The 21,149-nt window shown below is 74.7% G+C and carries 20 protein-coding genes (1 of these 20 cut by a window edge); 13 read left to right on the top strand and 7 right to left on the bottom strand.

Annotated elements, in window-relative coordinates; translation table 11 throughout:
* Positions 1–162 precede the first annotated feature (162 nt).
* On the bottom strand, positions 163–2,016 hold the full coding sequence (locus CXR04_RS16250; RefSeq protein WP_101423064.1) for a sigma-70 family RNA polymerase sigma factor: 1,854 nt from the start codon (positions 2,014–2,016) through the stop codon (positions 163–165).
* 73 nt (positions 2,017–2,089) lie between these two features.
* On the bottom strand, positions 2,090–2,668 hold the full coding sequence (locus tag CXR04_RS16245; RefSeq protein WP_101423062.1) for a phosphatase PAP2 family protein: 579 nt from the start codon (positions 2,666–2,668) through the stop codon (positions 2,090–2,092).
* Between the two features lie 127 nt (positions 2,669–2,795).
* On the opposite strand from CXR04_RS16245, the gene CXR04_RS16240 reads away from it, so the two are divergent.
* Positions 2,796–3,680 carry a hypothetical protein gene (locus tag CXR04_RS16240; RefSeq protein WP_101423060.1) on the top strand — a complete coding sequence of 295 codons (885 nt, stop codon included), beginning with the start codon at positions 2,796–2,798 and terminating at the stop codon, positions 3,678–3,680.
* A 194-nt stretch (positions 3,681–3,874) separates the two neighbouring features.
* Here the strand turns inward: CXR04_RS16240 and disA are convergent, their stop codons facing one another.
* Positions 3,875–4,999 (bottom strand): DNA integrity scanning diadenylate cyclase DisA, encoded by a 1,125-nt coding sequence (gene disA / locus CXR04_RS16235; protein ID WP_101423058.1) that lies wholly within the window; start codon positions 4,997–4,999, stop codon positions 3,875–3,877.
* A gap of 110 nt (positions 5,000–5,109) precedes the next feature.
* On the bottom strand, positions 5,110–6,564 hold the full coding sequence (gene radA, locus CXR04_RS16230; protein ID WP_101423056.1) for a DNA repair protein RadA: 1,455 nt from the start codon (positions 6,562–6,564) through the stop codon (positions 5,110–5,112).
* Positions 6,565–6,724: 160 nt separating this feature from the next.
* Here radA and ilvD point away from each other — a divergent pair, with 160 nt between their 5' ends.
* Positions 6,725–8,578 (top strand): dihydroxy-acid dehydratase, encoded by a 1,854-nt coding sequence (ilvD, locus tag CXR04_RS16225; RefSeq protein ID WP_101423054.1) that lies wholly within the window; start codon positions 6,725–6,727, stop codon positions 8,576–8,578.
* 159 nt (positions 8,579–8,737) lie between these two features.
* Positions 8,738–9,241: a hypothetical protein gene (locus CXR04_RS16220; protein WP_101423052.1), complete on the top strand. Its 504-nt coding sequence runs from the start codon at positions 8,738–8,740 to the stop codon at positions 9,239–9,241.
* Positions 9,242–9,272: 31 nt separating this feature from the next.
* On the opposite strand, the gene CXR04_RS16215 is transcribed toward CXR04_RS16220, so the two are convergent.
* Positions 9,273–9,872 (bottom strand): TetR/AcrR family transcriptional regulator, encoded by a 600-nt coding sequence (locus CXR04_RS16215; protein ID WP_101423050.1) that lies wholly within the window; start codon positions 9,870–9,872, stop codon positions 9,273–9,275.
* Between the two features lie 115 nt (positions 9,873–9,987).
* Between CXR04_RS16215 and CXR04_RS16210 the strand changes: the two genes are divergently transcribed.
* The 8 genes from CXR04_RS16210 (at position 9,988) to CXR04_RS16175 (ending at position 17,642) form a co-directional block, all read left to right on the top strand.
* Positions 9,988–11,202, top strand: a complete 1,215-nt coding sequence (locus CXR04_RS16210) for an MFS transporter (protein ID WP_101423048.1) — start codon at positions 9,988–9,990, stop codon at positions 11,200–11,202.
* 112 nt (positions 11,203–11,314) lie between these two features.
* Positions 11,315–11,719, top strand: a complete 405-nt coding sequence (locus tag CXR04_RS16205; protein WP_101423046.1) for an ArsR/SmtB family transcription factor — start codon at positions 11,315–11,317, stop codon at positions 11,717–11,719.
* Entirely contained in the window at positions 11,716–12,009 is a 294-nt protein-coding gene (locus tag CXR04_RS16200) for a hypothetical protein (protein ID WP_101423044.1), read from the top strand. The genes CXR04_RS16205 and CXR04_RS16200 overlap by 4 nt, the downstream gene beginning before the upstream one ends.
* Positions 12,010–12,170: 161 nt before the next feature.
* On the top strand, positions 12,171–14,303 hold the full coding sequence (locus CXR04_RS16195; protein ID WP_101423042.1) for an MMPL family transporter: 2,133 nt from the start codon (positions 12,171–12,173) through the stop codon (positions 14,301–14,303).
* Between the two features lie 89 nt (positions 14,304–14,392).
* Complete coding sequence (locus tag CXR04_RS16190; protein WP_101423040.1) at positions 14,393–15,238, top strand: ABC transporter ATP-binding protein; 846 nt, start codon at positions 14,393–14,395, stop codon at positions 15,236–15,238.
* Entirely contained in the window at positions 15,235–15,972 is a 738-nt protein-coding gene (locus CXR04_RS16185) for an ABC transporter permease (protein ID WP_101423038.1), read from the top strand. Before CXR04_RS16190 ends, CXR04_RS16185 begins: the two co-directional genes overlap by 4 nt.
* Positions 15,973–16,038: 66 nt before the next feature.
* Positions 16,039–16,866 (top strand): pyrroline-5-carboxylate reductase, encoded by an 828-nt coding sequence (proC, locus tag CXR04_RS16180; RefSeq protein ID WP_101423036.1) that lies wholly within the window; start codon positions 16,039–16,041, stop codon positions 16,864–16,866.
* 11 nt (positions 16,867–16,877) lie between these two features.
* Positions 16,878–17,642: a response regulator gene (locus CXR04_RS16175; RefSeq protein ID WP_267898190.1), complete on the top strand. Its 765-nt coding sequence runs from the start codon at positions 16,878–16,880 to the stop codon at positions 17,640–17,642.
* Here CXR04_RS16175 and CXR04_RS16170 read toward each other — a convergent pair.
* Complete coding sequence (locus CXR04_RS16170; RefSeq protein ID WP_101426406.1) at positions 17,585–18,289, bottom strand: DedA family protein; 705 nt, start codon at positions 18,287–18,289, stop codon at positions 17,585–17,587. The two genes, CXR04_RS16175 and CXR04_RS16170, sit on opposite strands and share 58 nt — an antisense overlap.
* A 109-nt stretch (positions 18,290–18,398) precedes the next feature.
* Here CXR04_RS16170 and CXR04_RS16165 point away from each other — a divergent pair, with 109 nt between their 5' ends.
* Positions 18,399–20,171, top strand: a complete 1,773-nt coding sequence (locus tag CXR04_RS16165; RefSeq protein ID WP_101423034.1) for a histidine kinase — start codon at positions 18,399–18,401, stop codon at positions 20,169–20,171.
* Between the two features lie 110 nt (positions 20,172–20,281).
* A complete protein-coding gene (locus CXR04_RS16160; protein WP_101426404.1) occupies positions 20,282–21,100 on the top strand; it encodes a DUF4097 family beta strand repeat-containing protein in 819 nt (272 codons plus the stop codon).
* Here the strand turns inward: CXR04_RS16160 and trpS are convergent.
* On the bottom strand, positions 21,078–21,149 hold the end of the coding sequence (trpS, locus tag CXR04_RS16155) for a tryptophan--tRNA ligase (protein WP_101423032.1). The gene runs 990 nt beyond the window's last position; the window shows 72 of its 1,062 coding nt (coding positions 991–1,062); the start codon falls outside the window, past its right edge — the gene reads right to left on this strand; the stop codon is at positions 21,078–21,080. The two genes, CXR04_RS16160 and trpS, sit on opposite strands and share 23 nt — an antisense overlap.

Raw genomic sequence — 21,149 nt, 5'->3', positions numbered from 1 at the left:
TGCGCGCGCTTGAGGCGGGGGCCCGGGTGGCTGCAGGCTGGACCGGGCGGCTGAGAGGACGTGGGCCGGAGCCTGCGGACGGCGGGACGGGCGGGACGTCCAGCCCAGCTCTCACCCGCACCGCGCGACGCACCTCCGCTGTGCCGGCTGCCGCCGGGCCGGTCAGCCGGCCCGCGCAGGCGCCTGCGCCGGAGACGAGTCCGGTGCGCTCGGGTCCGTGTCGGACGCGGTCGGCGTGGGGTCGGGGTCCGAGGGGGACGGGTCGGGGTCCGACGGGCTCGGGCCCGGGTCGGACGGTGACGGATCGGGCTCCGAAGGCGACGGGGCCGGATCGGACGGTGACGGACCCGGGTCCGAGGGGTCCGGCGGCGACGGGGAGTCCGGCGGGTGCTGCGCCGGTGGCCGGGACGGGCCCGGCGCACCCCCGCCCGGGCCCGGGCGGCCGTTGCCTGTGCCCGTGATCAGGATCGCCGCCCCGCCCGGGGACACGTACACCCGCGCCTGCCAGCCCGTCCGCGGTTCGCTCGCCTCCGCCACCCCCACCGCGACCGTCGCCGCCTCGCCCGGCCGCAGCGTCCCGTACGTCGCGCTGAACCGCAGCCACCCCGCGTCCGTCCCCACCCGCCAGTCGACCGGCGCCCCGCCGGACGCCCGCAGCCGCAGGTACGTCGTCTCCCCGGCCGGCCACGCCGCCACCGTCAGCCGGCCCGGGCCCATCCCCGGCCGGCCAGGGGTCGGGCGGCCGCGGTCGACGACCTCCACCGACACGTCGGGGTGATTGCCGTCCCGCGACCCCGGCCCGGAGTCGTCGTGCGCGCTGCCGGCCTTCTCCACCGGGCGGCCGTCCAGCGACTCCGGCTCCTCCGCGTCCGCGCTCGGCGGCGGCCAGCCGGACTGCGCCTCGCCGGGCGCGGGCGCGCCGCGGTTCGCCGCCCACAGCGCCAGCACCGGCGCCGCGATGACGGTCGCCACGACCGTCGACGTCACCGCCCGGGAGCGCAGCCGGCCGCGGCGGGCGGCGCGGTGCCGGGGGTCGCGGGGGTAGCCGCGGCGGTCGAAGCGCGGGGCGTGCACGAAGCGGGTGCGCTGGGCGAGCAGCATCGCCGCGTACGCCGCCGCGCGGGGCGCCTCCAGCACCGGCAGCGGTCCATCGGGCCGCGCGGCGCGCAGCGTCCCCGGCCAGGCCCAGCCCGCACCCGCGCGCTCGGCGGCGCGGCGGCACTCGGCGCAGTCGTCGACATGCCGGACCAGCTCGCGGCTCAGGGCGGCGCTGAGGAACAGCCGGCTGTCGCCGGCGAGCCGGGCGATGGCGGGGCAGCCGTGCTGGTCGACGACGGCGAGCGCGGCCCTGGTCCTTTCGACCTCGGCGGCGGCGGTGGAGAGCAGCACGCGGGCGGCGTCGGGATGCTGACCGAGCACGGTGGCGACTTCCTCGGCGGGCAGCCGGTGGCGTACGGCCAACTCCAGCGCCTCGCGCTGCTCGGGCGTCGTGCCGGCGGCCTCGGGCCAGGCGAGCGCGGCCAGTTCGCGGCGGCGCAGGCGGGCGGCGGCCTCAGGGGCGGCTTCCGCGGTGGCTTCCGGCGCTGTTGCCGACGTGGCTGCGGATACCGCTTCCGCGGCGGCCTCCGCCCCCGAAGCGGCCCCCGGCACCGCGCCCGCGCCCGCCGCGCCGGCGGATCGCTTCTCCTCGGCCGCCGCGGCGGGCCGCCGCTGGCCGGGCCTGGGCAGCGCGCGCTGCGCCGCTCGCTGACCGGGCTTCTGGTCCAGGCGGCGCACACAGGCCCAACGCGCCAGCGAGTACAACCAGGGCCGCCACTCGGCGGGCGTCGCGGGCCGTCGCCGCGGCTGGCGTTCGGCGATCGCGAGAACGTCGCCGAGCGCGGCGACGGCGTCGTCGTGGTCGCACAGCACCGACATGCAGTAGGTGAAGAGGCCGTCCAGGTAGGGCTCGTACTGCTCGGGCGGGCGCGGTGGCGGCGGCTGCCGGGCGGGTTCGGGGTCGGGGCTGCTCGTCACCCCGCGAACGTAGGCGCATAGTCGCGTACGGATCGGCGTACTTCGGCGACTTTCGCCCCCACGGGTGACGTTGTCACTCAATGGGGGACGTGGCACCCGTCGGAGTGCCCGTGACCCTTCGCCGGCGGCCCCCGGTACCCCCGATCCGTACCCGCGCGAGGGCTGCGCAAGGCGCCGCGACCGCCGCGCCCAGTGCCAGGCCGGCCACCACGTCGAGCGGGTAGTGCACGCCGACGAAGACCCGCGACGCCGCCAGCAGCACGCCGAACGGCAGCACCCACGCCGTGATCCGCGGCCACGCCACCGCCAGCGCGACGGCCGCGGCGCCGGCGATCGTCGCGTGGTTGCTGGGGAAGGACCAGTCGCCCGGCGGCGGGCAGTCCGCCAGCGGCGCCGCGGCCCCGTGCACCGCCCGGCACGGCCGCTCCCGTTCCACCCACGCCTTCAGCAACTCGCTGAGCCCGTACGCCCCGACCGTGCCCACCGCCCCCGCGACGACCGGCGCGCGCCGCGGCGCCGCCCACCACGCGGCGGCGAACAGCGCGGCCAGCAACAGCAGTCCGGCGTCCGTGCCGTACTCGGCAAGCGCGTGCAGCCAGTCGGGGGTGCGGCGGGCGAGGGAGGCGACGTCGCGGTACAACTCGTCGTTCATGTCCGGACGGTACGAAGCGTGTTCGGTTCACCACTTCCGGCGAAAGTCAGTACGCTCCCCTGACGAAAGTCAGACCGCGCGGCGGGTACGGGACCGCCTTGCGCCCCAAGTCTCGTAAGGTTTCCGCGTGGGATCTTTCCGCCGTCCTGTCGGTCCGCTGCCGTCCGCCATCTACTGGCGGCGCCGCGCGGTCCTGCTCGGCCTGCTCGCCGTGCTCGCGATCTTCGCGATTCTGGTCATCAACCTCGGGGGCGACGGCGAGAACGCCGCCAACGAGGGCAAGAACCCTGCGGAGTCGATCACTCCGGGCCCGACGGACGACTCGTCGGTGATCGACAACCCGCCCGGGGGCCGCGACGAGGACGGCGGTGGCTCGGGCGACTCCGAAGGCTCCGGCGGCTCGGGCGGCTCAGGCGACGAGGACGGCGGCGGCTCCGGCGACTCCGAGGGCTCGGGCGACTCCGACGGCTCCGGTGACGGCGGCGGCTCCGGCGACGGCGACGGAGAGGACGGCGGCGCCGCCAGCGGCTCCGGGTCGGGCGGCGCGGGCTCCGCGGGCGGCGGCTTCGGCGTCGGCTCCGACGGCGTGCCGGCCGGCTCGGCCATGGCCGCGTGCGCCGCGGACGACGTGGAGCTGACGCTGCGCAGCCAGGAGCGCTCGTACGCGCCGGGGAAGCGGCCGGTCTTCGAGCTGACCGCGGTCAACTCCGGCGACCGCGACTGCAAGCTGGACTTCTCGCCGACCTCGACGGTGCTCACGATCTCGACGGCGAGCGGCGGCGCGAGCCAGTGGTGGGCGTCGGACGACTGCCCGTGGACGACCGACCCGATCCTGCTGGCGGTGCCGGCGGGCAGCGAGGTCTCGCGGACGTACGAGTGGGACATGCGGGCGAGCGAGCCGCGCTGCGCGACGCCGAAGGCGGGCACGGCGGGCGCGGGGAGCTACGAGGCGGAGGTCAGCGCGGACGGCTTCGCGGCGGCGACGGCGCCGTTCGTGCTGGAGAAGGCGTAGCGGTCGGCACGGCGCCCGCTGCGGCGGGCGTGTCGACCGGCCGTACGTTCGCCGGTGCCCTTCGGGCACGGCGCGTTTGACCGCGTACGTCTCCATGAGGCCCCCGCGCACGGGACGTTGACCGCCGTACGCCTCATGAGGCGCTCCGCGGCGAGGCGTTGACGCCCCGGTCCCGCGGTCCCGCGCCGCTCGCGTCAGACGTAGCGCTCCAGGATCGACGACTCCGCCAGCCGCGACAGCCCCTCGCGCACCGAGCGGGCCCGCGCCTCGCCCACGCCGTCGACCGTCTGCAGGTCGTCCACGCTGGCGGCGAGCAGCTTCTGCAGCCCGCCGAAGTGCTCCACCAGCCGGTCGATGACGGCGCTGGGGATGCGCGGCACCTTGGCCAGCAGCCGGTAACCCCGCGGCGAGACCGCGGCGTCCAGGGTCTCGGGCACCCCGGAATAGCCCAGCGAGCGGGCCACGATGGGCAGTTCGAGCAGCTCGCCGTGGGCGAGCCGGTCCAGCTCGGTGAGCGCGCGCTCCACGGTGTGCGGGCGGCGGCCGGTGCGCTCCGGCACGTAGTCCCTGACGACGAGCTGGCGTTCCGGCTCGACGCCCGCGATCAGCTCGTCGAGCTGGAGGGACAGCAGCCGGCCGTCGGTGCCCAGCTCGACCACGTACTCCGCGATCTCGGTGGCGATCCGGCGCACCATCTCCAGCCGCTGCGCGACGGCGGAGACGTCCCGCACCGTCACCAGGTCCTCGATCTCCAGCGCGGAGAGCGTGCCGGCGACCTCGTCCAGCCGGAGCTTGTACCGCTCCAGGGTGGCCAGCGCCTGGTTCGCCCGGGAGAGGATCGCGGCGGAGTCCTCCAGCACGCGCCGCTGGCCGTCGACGTACAGCGCGATGAGCCGCATCGACTGGCTGACGGAGACGACGGGGAAGCCACTCTGGATCGACACCCGCTGCGCGGTGCGGTGGCGGGTGCCCGTCTCCTCGGTGGGGATCGAGGCGTCGGGCAGCAACTGCACGCCCGCGCGCTCGATCCGCGTGATGTCCTGGTCGAGGACCACGGCGCCGTCGAGCTTGCACAGCTCCCGCAGCCGGGTCGCGGTGAACTCGACGTCCAGCACGAAGCCGCCGGTGCAGATGGACTCGATGATCTTGTCCGTGCCCAGCACGATGAGCCCGCCCGTGTTGCCGCGGAGGACCCGCTCCAGGCCGTCACGCAGCCCCGTGCCGGGCGCGACCGCGCTCAGCGCGGCCCTCACCGCGGCATCGGAGCCGGAACTGCCGCCGGCTCTGCCCGGGGCGCCCACCCGGTCGCCTGCTGCCACTGGAACCCTCCGGAATCCTCCGGTCGTCGTTTCGGTGCCCTACGCGTACGCCGGGCGGCGCACGCACGAGCCCCCTGCGCCCCCTCGCACGGAAGAGACCGGGGCAAAGTCTACCGGCGCGCCTCCTCGGGCTGCCGGGACTCCCTCGGCTCCCTTTCTCCGGCCGGCTCCCGGGCCCCCCCGCCGGTGCGCCGCCGGCCGGCCGGCAGCGCGCGCAACGCGTCCCCTATGTCCGCGACTTCCCGGACTTTCATGCCTGTGGGGATCTTGCCCGGATCCGCCGGTACGAGTGCCTGCGTGAACCCGAGCCGGGCCGCCTCCGCCAGCCGCCTGGCCACCCCGGTCACCCGCCGCACCTCGCCGGCGAGGCCCACCTCGCCGATCGCGACCAGGTTCTTCGGCAGCGGGGTGTCGCTGGCGGCGCTGGCCAGCGCGAGCGCGACGGCCAGGTCGGCGGCCGGCTCGGAGAGCTTCACCCCGCCGACGGTGGCGCTGTAGATGTCCCGCTTGGACAGCGCGCGGATGTCGCCGCGCTGCTCCAGCACGGCGAGCATCATCGAGACCCGGGAGGTCTCAAGACCGGACGTGGTGCGCCGGGGGGAGGGGATCTGCGAGTCGACGGTGAGCGCCTGCACCTCCGCGACCAGCGGCCTGCGGCCCTCCAGGGTCACCGTCAGGCAGGTGCCGGGCACGGGCTCGTCCCGGCGGGTCAGGAACAGGCCGCTGGGGTCGGCGAGGCCGATGATGCCCTCGTCGTGCAGCTCGAAGCAGCCGACCTCGTCGGTCGCGCCGTACCTGTTCTTCATGCCGCGGACCAGCCGCAGCCGGGCGTGCCGGTCGCCCTCGATGTGCAGCACGACGTCCACCAGGTGCTCCAGCAGGCGGGGGCCGGCGATGGCGCCGTCCTTCGTCACGTGGCCGACGAGGATCGTGGCCATCCCGCGCTCCTTGGAGGCCCGGATCAGCGCACCCGCGACCTCCCGGACCTGGGCCATGCCGCCGGGGGCGCCGTCGATCTCGCCGGAGGCGACGGTCTGCACGGAGTCCAGCACCAGCAGGGCGGGCTTGACCTCGTCGAGGTGCGCGAGGACGGCGGCGAGGTCGGTCTCGGCGGCCAGATACAGCCCGTCGCTCAGCGCCCCGATCCGGTCGGCCCGCAGCCGGACCTGGCCGGCGGACTCCTCTCCCGTCACGTACAGCGTGCGCTCGCTGCCGACCGCGGCCTTCGCGGCGACGTCGAGCAGCAGCGTCGACTTCCCCACCCCGGGCTCGCCGGCCATCAGCACCACCGCGCCGGGCACGAGCCCGCCGCCGAGCACCCGGTCCAGCTCCGGCACGCCCGTCGAGCGGGCCTCGACACGGCGGGCGTCGACCTGCGCGATGGGCAGCGCCGCCGTCGTGACCCGGCCGGCGGCCGTGGTCCTGACCGCGGGCGCGCCGACCTCCTCGATCGTGCCCCACGCCTGGCACTCGGGGCAGCGGCCGAGCCACTTCACGGTGGACCAGCCGCACTCGGCGCAGCGGTACGCGGGGCGGTCCCTGCCGCCGCTCTTTCGGGAAGCCATGCGCCTAACGTAGCGGGACGCGCTGACACCGCCCGGAGTTGTCCACAGGCGGGGTGCGGCGGCACGACCGGTCCGTCCGGACTGTGGACAAACGGTCCGGACCGTGGGCAGGGGGCGTAGGCTCGAAGACTCGGATGTACCGCTTCCCCGGGAGGGAAACATGCCCGCGCTGAGGTCCCGTACCGTCACCCACGGCCGCAACATGGCGGGCGCCCGCGCCCTCATGCGCGCCTCGGGCGTAGCGAACGAGGACATCGGCAAGCCCGTCGTCGCGGTCGCCAACAGCTTCACCGAGTTCGTCCCGGGGCACACGCACCTGGCGCCCGTCGGCCGCATCGTCTCCGAGGCGGTCAAGGCCGCCGGCGCGGTGCCGCGCGAGTTCGACACCATCGCGGTGGACGACGGCATCGCCATGGGCCACGGCGGGATGCTCTACAGCCTGCCCTCGCGCGACCTGATCGCCGATTCCGTGGAGTACATGGTGGAGGCGCACTGCGCCGACGCCCTGGTCTGCATCTCCAACTGCGACAAGATCACCCCCGGGATGCTCATGGCCGCCCTGCGGCTGAACATCCCCACGGTCTTCGTCTCCGGCGGCCCCATGGAGGCCGGCCGCGCCACCCTCGTGGACGGCACGGTCCGCAAGCTCGACCTGATCGACGCCATGGTGGACGCGGCGAACGACAGCGTCTCCGACGCCGACGTGCTGCGCATCGAGGAGAACGCCTGCCCCACCTGCGGCTCCTGTTCCGGCATGTTCACCGCCAACTCGATGAACTGCCTGACCGAGGCCATGGGCCTCTCCCTGCCGGGCAACGGGTCGGTGCTCGCCACCCACACCGCCCGCAAGGCGCTCTACGAGGCCGCGGGCCGCACGGTGGTCGAGCTGACCACCCGCTACTACGAGCAGGACGACGAGACGGTCCTCCCGCGCAACGTGGCGAGCCGCAGCGCCTTCGAGAACGCGATGGCCCTGGACATCGCCATGGGCGGCTCCACGAACACGATCCTGCACCTGCTGGCCGCCGCCCAGGAGGCCGGCCTCGACTACGGGCTGGCGGACATCGACGCCGTCTCCCGCCGGGTGCCGTGCCTGGCCAAGGTCGCGCCGAACGTGGCCCCCGGCGGGACGTACTACATGGAGGACGTGCACCGCGCGGGCGGCATCCCCGCCATCCTCGGCGAGCTGTACCGCGCGGGACTGCTGAACGAGGACGTGCACGCGGTGCACGCCGACTCGCTCGCAGACTGGCTCAAGCGGTGGGACGTCCGCGGCGGCTCCCCGTCGCCCGAGGCCGTCGAGCTGTGGCACGCGGCGCCCGGCTGCGTGCGGTCGGCCACGGCGTTCTCGCAGTCCGAGCGCTGGGAGTCCCTGGACACCGACGCCGAGGGCGGCTGCATCCGCTCGCTGGAGCACGCGTACTCGCAGGACGGCGGTCTCGCGGTGCTCAAGGGCAACATCGCGGCGGACGGGGCCGTGGTGAAGACCGCGGGCGTCGACGCCTCGATCCTCACCTTCGAGGGCCTCGCCGTCGTCTGCGAGTCGCAGGAGGAGGCGTGCGACAAGATCCTCGGCAAGCAGGTCAGGGAGGGCGACGTCGTCGTCATCCGGTACGAGGGCCCCAAGGGCGGCCCCGGCATGCAGGAGATGCTCTACCCGACGTCGTTCCTGAAGGGCCGCGGCCTGGGCAAGGCGTGCGCGCTGGTCACCGATGGCCGCTTCTCCGGCGGCACGTCGGGGCTGTCCATCGGCCACGCCTCCCCGGAGGCGGCGGCAGGCGGCGTGATCGCGCTGGTCGAGGACGGCGACCCGATCCGTATCGACATCCCGAACCGCAGCATCGAGCTGCTGGTCGGCGAGCAGACCCTCGCCGAGCGCCGCGCGGCCCTCGGCGGGCGGTACGCGCCGAGGGACCGCGAGCGCAAGGTGTCCACCGCCCTGCGGGCGTACGCGGCGATGGCGACCAGCGCCGACAAGGGCGCGGTCCGGGACGTCACCAAGCTGGAGGGCTGAGCACGGCGCGGCCCGCCGCGGCGCCGCCCCGCCCGTAGCGGCGGGGCCTGCCCGCGGCGGCGCGGCCGCGCCCGTACTCCGGCGGCGCCGGGGGCGGCCTCCGGCCCCGTCCCCAGGGGCGCGGGACACGCCGCGGAGGGCTCCGCGATAATCGGGTGCGTGAGCGACAACCAGCAGTCCGAGAGCCAAGAAGGCGCGCCGCTGCCCGAGCCCCTGCGGTTCTTCGGCACCACCTGGGTCGACCGCTCGCGCGGCTACTGGGCCCGCCGCGTCGGCGTCGCCGTCCTGGCCCTGGTGCTGGCCGCCGGCGGCGCGTTCGTGCTGGCGCTGTCGTACAACGGCCTGCAGCTCGCCGACAGCGGCGGCATCGTCCAACTGCTGATGGTCGCCGCCTTCGCGGTCTGCAGCTCGCTGGCCTTCACCCGCACCCTCGGCGGCTTCAGCCGCCCGCACGAGGCCGGGCCCGCGGACAGCTCGTGGCGGCCGATCCGGGTCATAGGCTTCGTCGGCGTGCTGCTGGCGTACACGGTGCGGAGCTTCGTCGAGGCCCCGGGCGAGGGGATGCTGCGCCAGGACTACGAGCACCGGCTGGAGCAGCACGCGCGCCGCCGCTCGTCCCGTACCGGCAACCCCGCCAAGCGCAAGCGCAAGAAGCGCCGCTGACGCGCTCCAGGCCCCGCATTCCCCGCGCCGCCTACGCCCCCTCCCGCGCCCCCGCGTACGCCGCCACCCATCCGTCCGCCAGGTCCGCCAGCCGGTGCGCCGCCGCCGTGGTGCGCTCCCGGTCGCCGGTGTTGAGCATGTCGATCTGCAAGCCCGCGAAGGCCGCGTTGAGCAGCGTCGCGTAGCCCGTCGCCGCCTCCGCCGGCACCCCCCGGTCGCGGAACCAGCCCGCGACGAACTCCACCCGGTCCGCCAGCAGCCGCGACGTCGCCCCGCCCAGCCGGTCCCCGGCGGCGAGCCCCTCGATCTCGTGGATGAGCCGGGTGAGCGGCAGATGCTCGGGCGTCAGGTGGTACTCCCACGTGGCCCGTACGACCTCGCCCATGCCCATCTCGCCGTCCGCGCCGGGCAGCCCGGCCAGCCACTCCCGCTGCCGCTCGTCCAGCCGCGTCAGCGTGGCGGCCAGCAGGTCGGCCTTGTCGGCGAAGTGGTGCGTGAGCACCCGCGTGCTCTGCCCCAGCTCCTTGGCCAGCGGCCGCATCGAGAGGGTGGCGAGGCCGTGGTCCACGAGGTAGTCGACGACCGAGTCGAGCAGGGCGGTCTTGCGGGCCGGGTCGGCTGGTCTGGGCATGGCACTCCTGGTACGGGTCGCCAGGACACCCGCGTACGTACCCATGGAGCGCACGTACGCGCAGGGCCCGGAAACCGGTGGACGCCGTTAGGGTAACGACTGTTACCTTAACGGCATGGACGAGAATCCCACCCTGCAGAAGGCCGCATCCCCCCTCCGCCGCTCCCTGCCGGGCTGGCTGATCGCGCTCACGCTGACGACGTTCACATTCTCCACCGACGACTACCTGGTCGCGGGCGTGCTCCCCGGTATCGCCGACGACCTGGACGTCTCCGAGGCCGCGGTCGGGCAACTCGTCACCGTCTTCTCCCTGGTGCTCGCCCTCGCCGCTCCCGTCGCCTCCGTGCTCACCGCGACCTGGGCCCGCCGCCCCCTGTTCACCGCCGCCCTCGCGGTGTTCGCCGCCGCCAACTTCGCCATGCCGCTCGTCGCCTCGTTCCCCGTCCTCATGGCGCTGCGCGTGGCCGCCGCGCTCGCCGCCGCCATCGTGGTGCCCGGCGCCCTCGGCGCCGCCGCGGCCCTCGCCCCGCCGGAGCGGCAGGGCCGTTACATGGGCACCGTCTTCGCCGGGCTGACCACGTCGCTGCTGCTCGGCGTCCCGCTCGGCACCTGGGTCGGCGCGGTCGCCGGCTGGCAGGGCGCGTTCGTCCTCGGCGGCCTCCTCGGCGTCGCCTCCCTCGCCGCCCTGTACGCGACGCTGCCCGAGCCGCCCCGCGGCGAGGCCCTGCGGCTGGCCGACCGGCTGACCCTGCTGGCCCGCCCCGCGCTGCTCGTCGGCCTCGCCGCCACCGCCGTCGCCGTACTCGGCAACCTGATGGTGGTCACCTACCTCGCCGTCTACCTCCGCGACCTCGCCGGCGTCGGCCCCACGGGGCTCGGCGTGATCTTCGTGCTGGCCGGTGCCGCCGGCATCGCCGGCAGCCAGCTCGGCGGCCCCGCCGCCGACCGGTGGGGCGCGGAGCGCGCGCTGCTGATGGGCTGCGGGGCGTTCGCGCTGGTGATGGTCGGGCTCGTCGGCTGCTGGCCGCTGCGCCCCGCGCCGCTGGTGCTGGTGGTGCCGCTGCTGCTGCTGTGGTCGGCGGCGGCCTGGTGGATCCCGCCGGCCGCCAGCGCCCGGCTGCTGCGTCTCGCGGGACCGGCCGGCGCCCAGGCCCTCGCGCTCAACAGCAGCGCTGTCTACCTCGGCGTCGCCGCCGGCGGCGCGGCCGGCGGCGTCCTCCTCGACGCGTACGGCAGCGGCGCCCTCCCGGCCGGCGCGGCGGCGGCGCAGCTCGTGGCGCTCGCCCTGTTCGGCCTCGCCTCCCGCCGGGCCACTCAGGGGAAACCCTGAGGCCCGCCCGGGGTCACCCCCAGACGACCCGGACATGTGTCAGTACTCTTTGACAGGTAGTTGTGACACCTGTCAGCTTGGACTTACACACCGACGCACGAAGGGGCCGCAGATGGCACGGACGCCCGCTCCGGCCCCGTCCGGAGACGAACTGCTCAAGGTCCTCGCCGCGCTCGGCAATCCGCACCGCCTGCGGATCGTCGCCGCGCTCCACGAGGGCCGGAACTACGTCAGCCGGCTGGCCCGCGAGATCGGCATGAGCCGCCCGCTGCTGCACATGCACCTGCAGCGGCTGGAGGCCGCGGGCCTGATCACCGGCTCGCTGGAGCTGTCAGAGGACGGCAAGGCGATGAAGTTCTACGAGGTGGTCCCGTTCCGGTACGAGCTGACTCCCGAGCTGATCGAGGAGGTCGCCCGCACCCTCGGCGACGGTGACGGCGAGCCGGAAGGCGAGCCCCCCGGGAAGGACAAGGCCGGCACCGGGAAGCCCGAGACGGTGAAAGAGGAAGCCTCATGAACGAGCAGACGGTGCACCTCGCCGACAGCGGCGACACGGTCGGTGCCGTGGTCGGCGCGGTCGGTGCCGCCGGGTTCTTCGCGCTGCTGATCGTGGTGGTCTGGCAGATCGCCGCCACCTGGCGGGCCAAGATGCTCGCGGCCCGCGAGGAGCAGTACCGGCAGTTGGCCATCAAATACCAGCAGTTGCTGGAGGACAATCTCGAACTCCACCGCCGCAGCATCGACGAACTCACCGAGGCGCGGCGCTCCATCTCCTCGATGGAGAAGATGATGCGCGAGATCGAATAGCACCAGCACGCGTACGGGCCGGAAGCGGCAACTTCCGGCCCGTACGAGGACGAAGCAATCCCCGGCACACTTCCGCGCCACGGCCAGGTCGGCAAACCACAGCGGCCGCGGTGCGGGTCAGTCGTGCGCCCGACTCACCTCTTTCAGAAGGAGACCATCCCATGTCCGCTCGGATCAAGCAGCTCGTGGCTGCCCCCGGAGGACGGCGTACGAAATGGCTGGTACTGGCCGCCTGGATACTCCTGTTGGTCGCGCTCGGCCCGCTGGCCGGCAAGCTCGGCGACGTCGAGGACACCGGCCCCAACGCCTTTCTGCCGCGCAGCGCCGAGTCCGCCGAGCTGAACACGCAACTGGAGAAGTTCCGCGGCGATCCCGAGGACGAGGTCATGCCCGCCGTCGCCGTCTACAGCGTGCCGGACGGCGCGATGACGGACGCCGGGCGGCAGAAGGCGGAGGCGGACGTACGGGCCTTCGCCCCGTACGTCGCCGCGGGCGAGCGGGTCACCCCGCCCGTGCCCTCCGACGACGGCGGCGCGCTGATGACCCTCGTGCCGATCACCGACGAGGAAGACCTCACCGACACCATCGAGGACGTACGCGACGTGGCCGCCGACGGCGCCCCGCCCGGCGTCGACGTGGAGGTGGGCGGCCCGGCGGCCTCCCTCGCCGACTCCGTCGCCGTCTTCGACTCCCTCGACGCGACCCTGATGCTCGCGACCCTGGCCGTCGTCACCGTCCTCCTGCTGATCACGTACCGCAGCCCGGTCCTGTGGCTCTTCCCCGTGCTGGCCGTCGGCTTCGCCGCCGTCCTCACCCAGGCCGCCACGTACCTCCTCGCCAAGCACGCCTCCCTGCCCGTCGACCCGCAGGCGGCCGGGATCCTGATGGTCCTCGTCTTCGGCGTCGGTACGGACTACGCGCTGCTGCTCATCGCCCGCTACCGCGAGGAGCTGCACCGCCACGAGGACCGCCACGAGGCCATGCAACTGGCGCTGCGCCGCTGCTTCCCCGCGATCCTGGCCTCCGCCGCGACCATCGCCGTCGGCCTGTCCTGCCTGTACTTCGCCGACATCAGCTCCTCCCGCTCCCTCGGCCTGGTCGGCGCGGTCGGCGCGGTGTGCGCGTTCCTCGCGCTGGTCACGGTGCTGCCGGCGCTGCTGGTGATCGTCGGCCGGTGGGTCTTCTGGCCGTTCGTACCGCGCTACGGCACCCCGGTGCACGGGCACCGCACGGTGTGGTCCCGGATCGGCGCCGCGGTCGCGCGCCGGCCGCGCTGGTCGTGGCTGATGTCGCTGGGCGTCACCGCTCTGCTTGTGTTCGGCGTCGTCGGCATGGACTTCGGTCTGAAGCAGTCGGAACTGTTCCAGGACAAGCCCGAGTCGGTCGTCGCGCAGGAACGCATCTCCGCGCACTACCCCTCCGGCGCCTCCGACCCGGCCGACATCGTCACCAACGCGGATGCGAAGGACGCCGTACGGGCCGCGGTCGGGAAGGTCGACGGCGTGGCGGGAGTGACCGACGGCGACACCACCGGCGACCTCGCCGCCCTGCGCGTCACCCTCGACGACGAACCCGACTCCGACGCGGCCAAGGACACCATCGACGACCTGCGCACCGCGGTGGGCGAAGTCGAGGGCGCGGACGCGCTCGTCGGCGGCACGACGGCGGAGGCGCTGGACACCCAGCGGGCGGCGGACCGCGACCTGCGGGTGGTGGTGCCGATCGTGCTGCTGGTGGTCTTCCTGGTGCTGATCGGGCTCCTCCGCGCGCTGGTGGCACCTCTTGTGCTGCTCGCCACCGCCGTGCTGTCGAACGTGGCCGCGCTGGGGGCGTCGTACCTCCTCTTCGACCACGTCTTCGACTTCGCCGCGGTCGACTGGTCCATCCCCCTGATGGGCTTCGTGTTCCTGACCGCGCTCGGCATCGACTACAACATCTTCCTCATGACCCGGGTCAGGGAGGAGGTCGCGCTGCACGGCCACGCGAAGGGGGTCCTCACCGGCCTGACGTCGACCGGCGGCGTGATCACGTCGGCGGGGATCGTGCTCGCCGCGACGTTCTCGGTCTTCGCCGGGCTGCCGCTGGTGACGATGGCGCAGATGGGCGTGCTGGTCGGGGTAGGCGTGCTGCTGGACACGTTCCTGATCCGCACGGTCATGGTGCCGGCGCTGGCGCTCGACCTGGGCAAGTGGACGTGGTGGCCGGGCGCCCTGTTCCGGCAGGAGACGCGGCGCGCGCCGGCGGCCGCGGACACGGCGGCCGGGCTGCCGGAGGCGGATCGCGTACGGGCCTGAGGGCTCCGGTCCGTACGGCGCAGGGGCACCCGGCTCGCCGGGTGCCCCTGTTCCTTGACAGCGCTCCGGGTCCCCAGGATGTTCAACGCATGGTGAATACCGGGCCGGGGGCCGTCCACGCCCGCGGGCTGTCCGTGGTCCGCGGCGGGGCCACCGTGCTCCACGACCTCGACTTCGACGTCCCGCGCGGCCAGGTCACCGGCCTCCTCGGCCCCTCAGGTTGCGGCAAGACCACCCTCATGCGCGCCATCGTCGGCACCCAGGCCCGCGTCACCGGCACCCTCGACGTGCTCGGCGCGCCCGCCGGCGCCGCCCGCCTGCGCCACCGCATCGGCTACGTCACGCAGGAGCCGTCCGTCTACCGCGACCTGACCGCCCGGCAGAACCTCGACTACTTCGCCGCCATCCTCGAACCAGGCACCCCGCGCGCAGAACGCCGCACCCAGGTCGCCCGCGCCCTCGCCGACGTCGACCTCACCGGCGAGGGCGACCGGCTCGCCGGCCGCCTCTCCGGCGGGCAGCTCGCCCGCGTCTCCCTCGCCGTCGCGCTCCTCGGCCGTCCCGAACTGCTGGTGCTCGACGAGCCGACCGTCGGCCTCGACCCCGTACTGCGGCGCGACCTGTGGGGGCTGTTCCACGAGATCGCCGCGGAGCGCGGCGCCACGCTGCTCGTCTCGTCGCACGTGATGGACGAGGCGGAGCGCTGCCAGCGGCTGATGCTCATGCGCGCCGGCCGGATCCTCGCCGACGACACCCCGGACGGGCTGCGCGAGCGGGTCGGCAGCGAGACCGTGGAGGAGGCGTTCCTGCGGCTCGTGGCGGCGGCCGGGCAGCGGGAGCGGCGGCAGGGAGACCCGGACGGGGATCCGGACGGGGATCCGGACGGGGATCCGGACGGGGATCCGGACGGGGACTGCGAGGACGCAGCCCCGTGAACGCCACCCGCACCCTCGCCACCGCGCGCCGCGTCCTGCGGCAACTCGGCCACGACCGCCGCACCATCGGCCTCATCCTGGGCGTGCCGCTGGTCATGATGACGCTGCTCTACGGGGTCTTCGACGGCGACAAGCGCACCTTCGACTCCATCGGCGCCTCGCTGCTCGGCATCTTCCCGCTGATCACCATGTTCCTGGTGACCTCCATCGCCACCCTGCGCGAGCGCACCTCCGGCACGCTGGAACGGCTGCTCGCCATGCCTCTCGGCAAGGGCGACATGATCCTCGGCTACGCCCTCGCCTTCGGCGCCCTGGCCGCGGTCCAGGCGTCGCTGGCCGCGGGGCTCGCGGTGTGGGTCCTCGACCTCGGCTTCGCCGGGTCGCCCTGGCTGCTGCTCGTCGTCGCGCTGCTGGACGCGCTGCTGGGCACGGCGCTCGGGCTGTTCGTGTCGGCGTTCGCGGCGAGCGAGTTCCAGGCCGTGCAGTTCCTGCCCGCGGTGATCTTCCCGCAGTTGCTGCTGTGCGGGCTGTTCGCGCCCCGGGACTCGATGCAGCCGGTGCTGGAGGCGATCTCCAACGCGCTGCCGATGTCGTACGCCGTGAACGGCATGAACCAGGTCCTCGACCACGAGGAGGTGACCGGCGACTTCCTCCGCGACATCGCCGTCGTCGGCGGCAGCGCGGTGCTGGTGCTCGGCCTCGGCGCGGTGACGCTCCGGCGCCGTACGGCGTGACCTGCGGGCCGTCCGGCCTGTGGATAACTTCGCGGGGTGTCGGGCGGCGGTGCGAGGATGGACCGCATGACCCAGAAAGTCGCCGTACTCGGCGCCGGAAAGATCGGCGAGGCGCTGCTCTCCGGCATGATCCGCGCCGGCTGGTCGCCCGGCGACCTGCTCGTGACCGCCCGCCGCCAGGACCGCGCGGAGGAGCTGCGCCATCGCTACGGTGTCGAGCCCGTCTCGAACGGCGACGCAGCCAAGCGCGCCGACACCCTCATCCTCACCGTCAAGCCGCAGGACATGGGCACGCTGCTGGACGACCTCGCGCCGCACGTGCCGGCGGACCGGCTCGTCGTCTCCGCCGCGGCCGGCATCCCCACGGGCTTCTTCGAGGAGCGGCTGCCGGAGGGCGCCCCCGTCGTCCGCGTCATGCCGAACACGCCGGTGCTCGTGGACGAGGGGATGTGCGTCATCTCCGCGGGGAAGCACGCCGTGGAGCAGCACCTGGCCCGGACCGAGGAGATCTTCAAGCCCGTCGGCAAGACGCTGCGCGTCCCCGAGGCGCAGCAGGACGCCGCCACCGCCCTGTCCGGCTCAGGACCGGCGTACTTCTACTTCCTCGTGGAGGCCATGACCGACGCCGGGATCCTCCTGGGCCTGCCGCGCGAGAAGGCCCACGACCTCATCGTGCAGGCCGCGATCGGCGCGGCGGTCATGCTGCGCGACAGCGGCGAGCACCCGGTCAAGCTCCGCGAGGCGGTCACGTCCCCCGCGGGCACGACGATCAACGCGATCCGCGAGCTGGAGAACCACGGCGTACGGGCCGCGCTGATCGCGGCGATCGAAGCGGCCCGCGACCGCAGCAGGGAGCTGGGCGCGGGCCCGGCGCCGGACGCCAAGCGCCCGTAGGGAAGCCGGAGATGACAGCGCAGCCACCCCCGCCGGCCGGACCGGGCACATCCGGACCGGGTAGGTCAGGACCGGGCGCGTCCGGGCGGGAGCCGATCCGGGTCCTGCTCGCCGATGACGAGGCCATGGTCCGCGGCGGGGTGCGGGCCATCCTCGCCGCCGCGGCCGACATCGAGGTCGTCGCCGAGGCCGGCGACGGCCGCGAGGCCGTCGAGCTGACCCGGCGGCACCGCCCCGACGTCGCCCTGCTCGACATCCGCATGCCCGTGCTCGACGGCCTGGGCGCCGCCGCCGAGCTGCGCCGGGCCGCGCCGGGGACGGCGGTGGTGATGCTCACGACGTTCTCCGAGGACGAGTACATCGCCGGCGCCCTCGACAGCGGCGCCGCCGGCTTCCTGCTCAAGTCCGGCGATCCGTACGAGCTGATGGCCGCCGTCCGCGCCGCCGCGGGCGGCGCCTCGTACCTCTCGCCGCACGTCGCCCGCCGCGTCATTCAGCGGGTCAGCGGCGGCCGGCTGACCCGGGAGAAGGAGGCGCGCGAGCGCGCCGCGGCGCTCACCCCGCGGGAGCGCGAGGTGCTGGCCCTCGTCGGTGCCGGTCTTTCGAACGCGGAGATAGCCGGCCGCCTGCACCTGGTGGAGGGCACGGTGAAGGCGTACGTGAGCCAGGTGCTGGCCCGCCTGGAGCTGAAGAACCGGGTCCAGGCCGCGATCCTCGCCTACGAAGCGGGGCTGGCCGGCGAGGACGCCGGACCCCCGGCGCAGGGCTCGCCGTAACCTCCGGCGTCGCCGGCGCGGGCATCCCCGCCCGTGCCGCCGCCGGCGCGTCGCCGCAGCCGGAGGGCTCGTACGCCCTCGTGCAGCAGCGTGATGCCGAACGCGAGCCCCAGCCCCAGCGCCACCCCGCGCAGCGGCTCGTCCTCGAAGGCCGCGCCGCCGGCGTAGCCGAGCGTCGTCCCGTACGCCGCCCAGGTCACCGCCGCGACGGCCGCGTACCGCGTGAAGGTCCGGCGCGGAAAGCCCGTCGCCCCCGTCGTGAGCGTGGCCGCCGTCCGGCCGCCCGGGATGTAGCGCGCCACGACCAGCACCAGCCCGCCCCGCTCCGCCAGCATCCGGCCCACCCGCTCGTACGCCCGCTGCGCCCGGCTCCCCGGCCGCAGCCGGTCGAAGACCCGCGGCCCGGCCCGCCGCCCGATGGCGTACGAGATGTGGTCCCCGGTCAGCGCCCCCAGGGCCGCCACCACCGCCACCAGGACCGCGTCCGGCTGCCCGTCGGCCGCGGCGAACACCCCGAGCGTGATCACCAGCGTCTCGCTCGGGACCACCGGGAAGAAGCCGTCCAGCGCGGCGATGCCGAAGAGCGCCAGGTACACCCACGGGGTGCTGACCACGCCCTCGACGGCGTGGATGATCGCGTCATTCATGCAGTTCACGCTAGAAATCCGGCCCGCGCGCCACCGCGCACGGAAGTCAGGACCTCCCCATGACTTTCGTCAGGTGCCCGGCGGTCCCCGCCCGCCGTACCGTGGCCGCATGACCGGCACCGACCGGCTGCCCGGCACCCCGCGTCGCACGCTGCCCGACCGCCTCCGCCCGAGCCGCCCCGCAAGCGAACCCCCGGAGGGCGGCCCCCCGGTCGGCGACCACCGCGACGGCGACCGCCCCGGCCGCCCCGCCCCGGCCGCCGCCCTCCGCCGCCTCCTGCGCAGCGAACGCGCCGCCGACCTGCTCCTCTGGCTCGTCCTCACCCTCCCCGCCGTCTACGCCGGCGGCCTCCCCGGCGCCGAGCAGGCCGCCGGCGTCGACCTGCGCTGGATACGTATCGCCGCCGTCCCCCTCCTCGCCCTCGCGGTCGCCGTCAGCCGCTCCCGCCCCCTGCTCGCCGCTGCGATCCCCGCCGGCCTCGCGCTGGCCGCGACGCCCGAGCTGTTCACCAACCAGTTCGTCCTCGCCCAGGTCGCCCTCTCCTTCCTCCTCGGCCGCCGTACGGACCGCCCGCGCAGAGCGCTCGCGCTGTTCTGCGCGATCGCCGCGGGCGGCCTCGTGCTCGCCCGCGCCGTGCCCGACGCGACGTTCGGCGGCTGGGCGACGCTCGTGCTCACCGCGCTCTTCGCGATGGTGCTCCCGTGGCTCCTCGGCCGCTACGCGCGCCAGCACGCCGCGCTCGTCAGCACAGGCTGGGAGCTGGCCGAGCGGCTGGAGCGCGAGCAGGAGCTGACCGCCGACCGCACCCGGCTGCGCGAGCGCTCCCGTATCGCCGGCGACATGCACGACTCCCTCGGCCACGAACTGACCCTCATCGCCGTACGCGCCGCCGCCCTCCAGGTCTCCCCGGGCCTCGACGAGCCCGCCCGCAAGGAGGCCGCCGAACTCCGCGAGGCCGCGGCGGCGGCCACCGAGCGGCTGCGCGAGGTCATCGGCGTGCTCCGCGAGGACGACGAGGGCGCGCCGGTGCACCCGGCGGACGACAGGGTGGAGGAGCTGGTCAGGCGGGCGACCGCGTCGGGGATGGAGGTGGAGCTCGTACGCGAGGAAGGCGGCGACCGAACCGCCGCGCACGACGCGTCCCCGGACGAGGACCCTCCCACCCCCCTCCCGCCGGTCGCCGACCGGGCGATCCACCGCGTCGTCCAGGAGGCGCTGACCAACGCCGCCAAGCACGCCCCCGGCGCCCCCGTGACCGTCCGCCTCCGCCGCGACGGCGACCACGCGGAGGTCTCCGTCGTCAACGGCCCGCCGCCACCGCGCACCGCAAAAGCCCTGAAAGCATCACAAACACCCGGCGGCTACGGCCTCGTCGGGCTCGACGAGCGCGTCCGCCTCGCCGGCGGCACCCTCCGTGCACAGCCTGTGGACGGAGGCTTCGCCGTCACCGCGCGCCTCCCCCTCACCCCCGGCGCCGCGCCCGCCCCGCCGCGTGAGTACGCCGCCCAGCGTGAACTGGCCGCCGCGCGCCGCCGCGTACGCCGCGGCATCCTCGACGCGATCTGGATCCCGGTCGTCGGCACGATCGTCCTCGGCATGCTCCTCTTCGGCGTCGACCTCTACACCTCCTACCGCTCCGTCCTCGACTCCGGCACATACGACTCGCTGCGCATCGGCCAGCCGCGCGACGCCGTCGAGCGCCGCCTCCCCGCCTACGAGGCCGACGTCAACACCCGCCCCGCCACCGCCCCCGCAGACCCGCCCGGCACCGACGACTGCGTCCTCTACCGCACCACCCCCTTCACCCTCGACCCGTCCTACCGCCTCTGCTTCACCGACGGCCGCCTCTCCCACAAGGACAAGGTCGACGCCGACCCGTAGCCCTTACACCCACCCCGCAAGCCCCGCCGCCCACCCGGGGGTTACCCCCACCCGCGCCCGGTGGCCCGCAGGATGGGGTGCGGGTGCGGGCGTCCGTAGCGTCGTACGACATGAAGCCGAAGCCCGCAGCCCTCGCCGCCCCCGCGCTCGCCCTGGCCCTCGCCGCCGTCGCGACCGCCTGCACCCAGGCGGTCGGCGACGGCAAAGCCGAGCACCGCACCTTCCGCATCGGCGCCGACGCCACCACCCTCACGATCGACGCCGACGACACCGCCGTGGAACTGGTGCCCGTCGACCGCGAGGGCGGCGAGATCGACGTCACCCGCTGGTTCAAGGCGGAGAAGTGGAACGGCGAGGTCGGCACCAAGTGGTCCGTCGACGGCGACACCCTGCACTTCCGCACCACGTGCAGCGGCGTCGTCGTGAGCTGCGACTCCCGCTACCGCGTCGAGGTCCCGCGCCACCTCGACGTCGAGATCGACGGCAGCGACGGCCGCATCGAGGCGAACGGCTTCGACACCCGGCTCGACATCAAGAGCGGCGACGGCGCGGTGGAGGTCGCGGACGCCGGCGGCCCCCTGAACATCGAGGCCCGCGACGGCTCCGTACGCATCGACGGCGCGGCCGGTCCCGTCGACCTCGACGCCCGCGACGGCTCCGTCCGCGCGACCGGCCTCACCGCCACCCGCGTCACCGCCGCGCTCGGCGACGGCAGCCTGCACCTGGGCTTCACCGAAACCCCGGACGAGGTCACCGCGGAAACCCGCGACGGCGGCCTGACGCTGGAGGTGCCGAAGACCCCGTACCGGGTGAGCACCGACGTACGCGACGGCAGCACCGACGTCACCGTCCCGCGCGACCCCGCCAGCCCGCACCGCATCAAGGCCACCACCGGGGACGGCAGCGTCACGATCCGCCCGACGGGCTGACGGCGCCGAAGGCGGGCAGCAACCCGGCCGCGTCGTACGCCGCGTCCAC

Source organism: Streptomyces sp. CMB-StM0423 (genome assembly GCF_002847285.1).
Classification (GTDB): domain Bacteria; phylum Actinomycetota; class Actinomycetes; order Streptomycetales; family Streptomycetaceae; genus Streptomyces.
This window is presented reverse-complemented; position numbering and strand designations above follow the sequence as displayed.

Excerpts from the sequence above, each read along its gene's own strand:
- CXR04_RS16165 (WP_101423034.1), top strand. The coding sequence starts at position 18,399 with ATGACCGGCACCGACCGGCTGCCCGGCACCCCGCGTCGCACGCTGCCC.
- radA (WP_101423056.1), bottom strand. The coding sequence starts at position 6,564 with ATGGCTTCCCGAAAGAGCGGCGGCAGGGACCGCCCCGCGTACCGCTGC.
- CXR04_RS16195 (WP_101423042.1), top strand. The coding sequence starts at position 12,171 with ATGTCCGCTCGGATCAAGCAGCTCGTGGCTGCCCCCGGAGGACGGCGT.
- CXR04_RS16160 (WP_101426404.1), top strand. The coding sequence starts at position 20,282 with ATGAAGCCGAAGCCCGCAGCCCTCGCCGCCCCCGCGCTCGCCCTGGCC.
- ilvD (WP_101423054.1), top strand. The coding sequence starts at position 6,725 with ATGCCCGCGCTGAGGTCCCGTACCGTCACCCACGGCCGCAACATGGCG.
- CXR04_RS16200 (WP_101423044.1), top strand. The coding sequence starts at position 11,716 with ATGAACGAGCAGACGGTGCACCTCGCCGACAGCGGCGACACGGTCGGT.
- CXR04_RS16190 (WP_101423040.1), top strand. The coding sequence starts at position 14,393 with ATGGTGAATACCGGGCCGGGGGCCGTCCACGCCCGCGGGCTGTCCGTG.
- CXR04_RS16215 (WP_101423050.1), bottom strand. The coding sequence starts at position 9,872 with ATGCCCAGACCAGCCGACCCGGCCCGCAAGACCGCCCTGCTCGACTCG.
- CXR04_RS16205 (WP_101423046.1), top strand. The coding sequence starts at position 11,315 with ATGGCACGGACGCCCGCTCCGGCCCCGTCCGGAGACGAACTGCTCAAG.
- CXR04_RS16175 (WP_267898190.1), top strand. The coding sequence starts at position 16,878 with ATGACAGCGCAGCCACCCCCGCCGGCCGGACCGGGCACATCCGGACCG.
- proC (WP_101423036.1), top strand. The coding sequence starts at position 16,039 with ATGACCCAGAAAGTCGCCGTACTCGGCGCCGGAAAGATCGGCGAGGCG.
- CXR04_RS16170 (WP_101426406.1), bottom strand. The coding sequence starts at position 18,289 with ATGAATGACGCGATCATCCACGCCGTCGAGGGCGTGGTCAGCACCCCG.
- CXR04_RS16210 (WP_101423048.1), top strand. The coding sequence starts at position 9,988 with ATGGACGAGAATCCCACCCTGCAGAAGGCCGCATCCCCCCTCCGCCGC.
- CXR04_RS16245 (WP_101423062.1), bottom strand. The coding sequence starts at position 2,668 with ATGAACGACGAGTTGTACCGCGACGTCGCCTCCCTCGCCCGCCGCACC.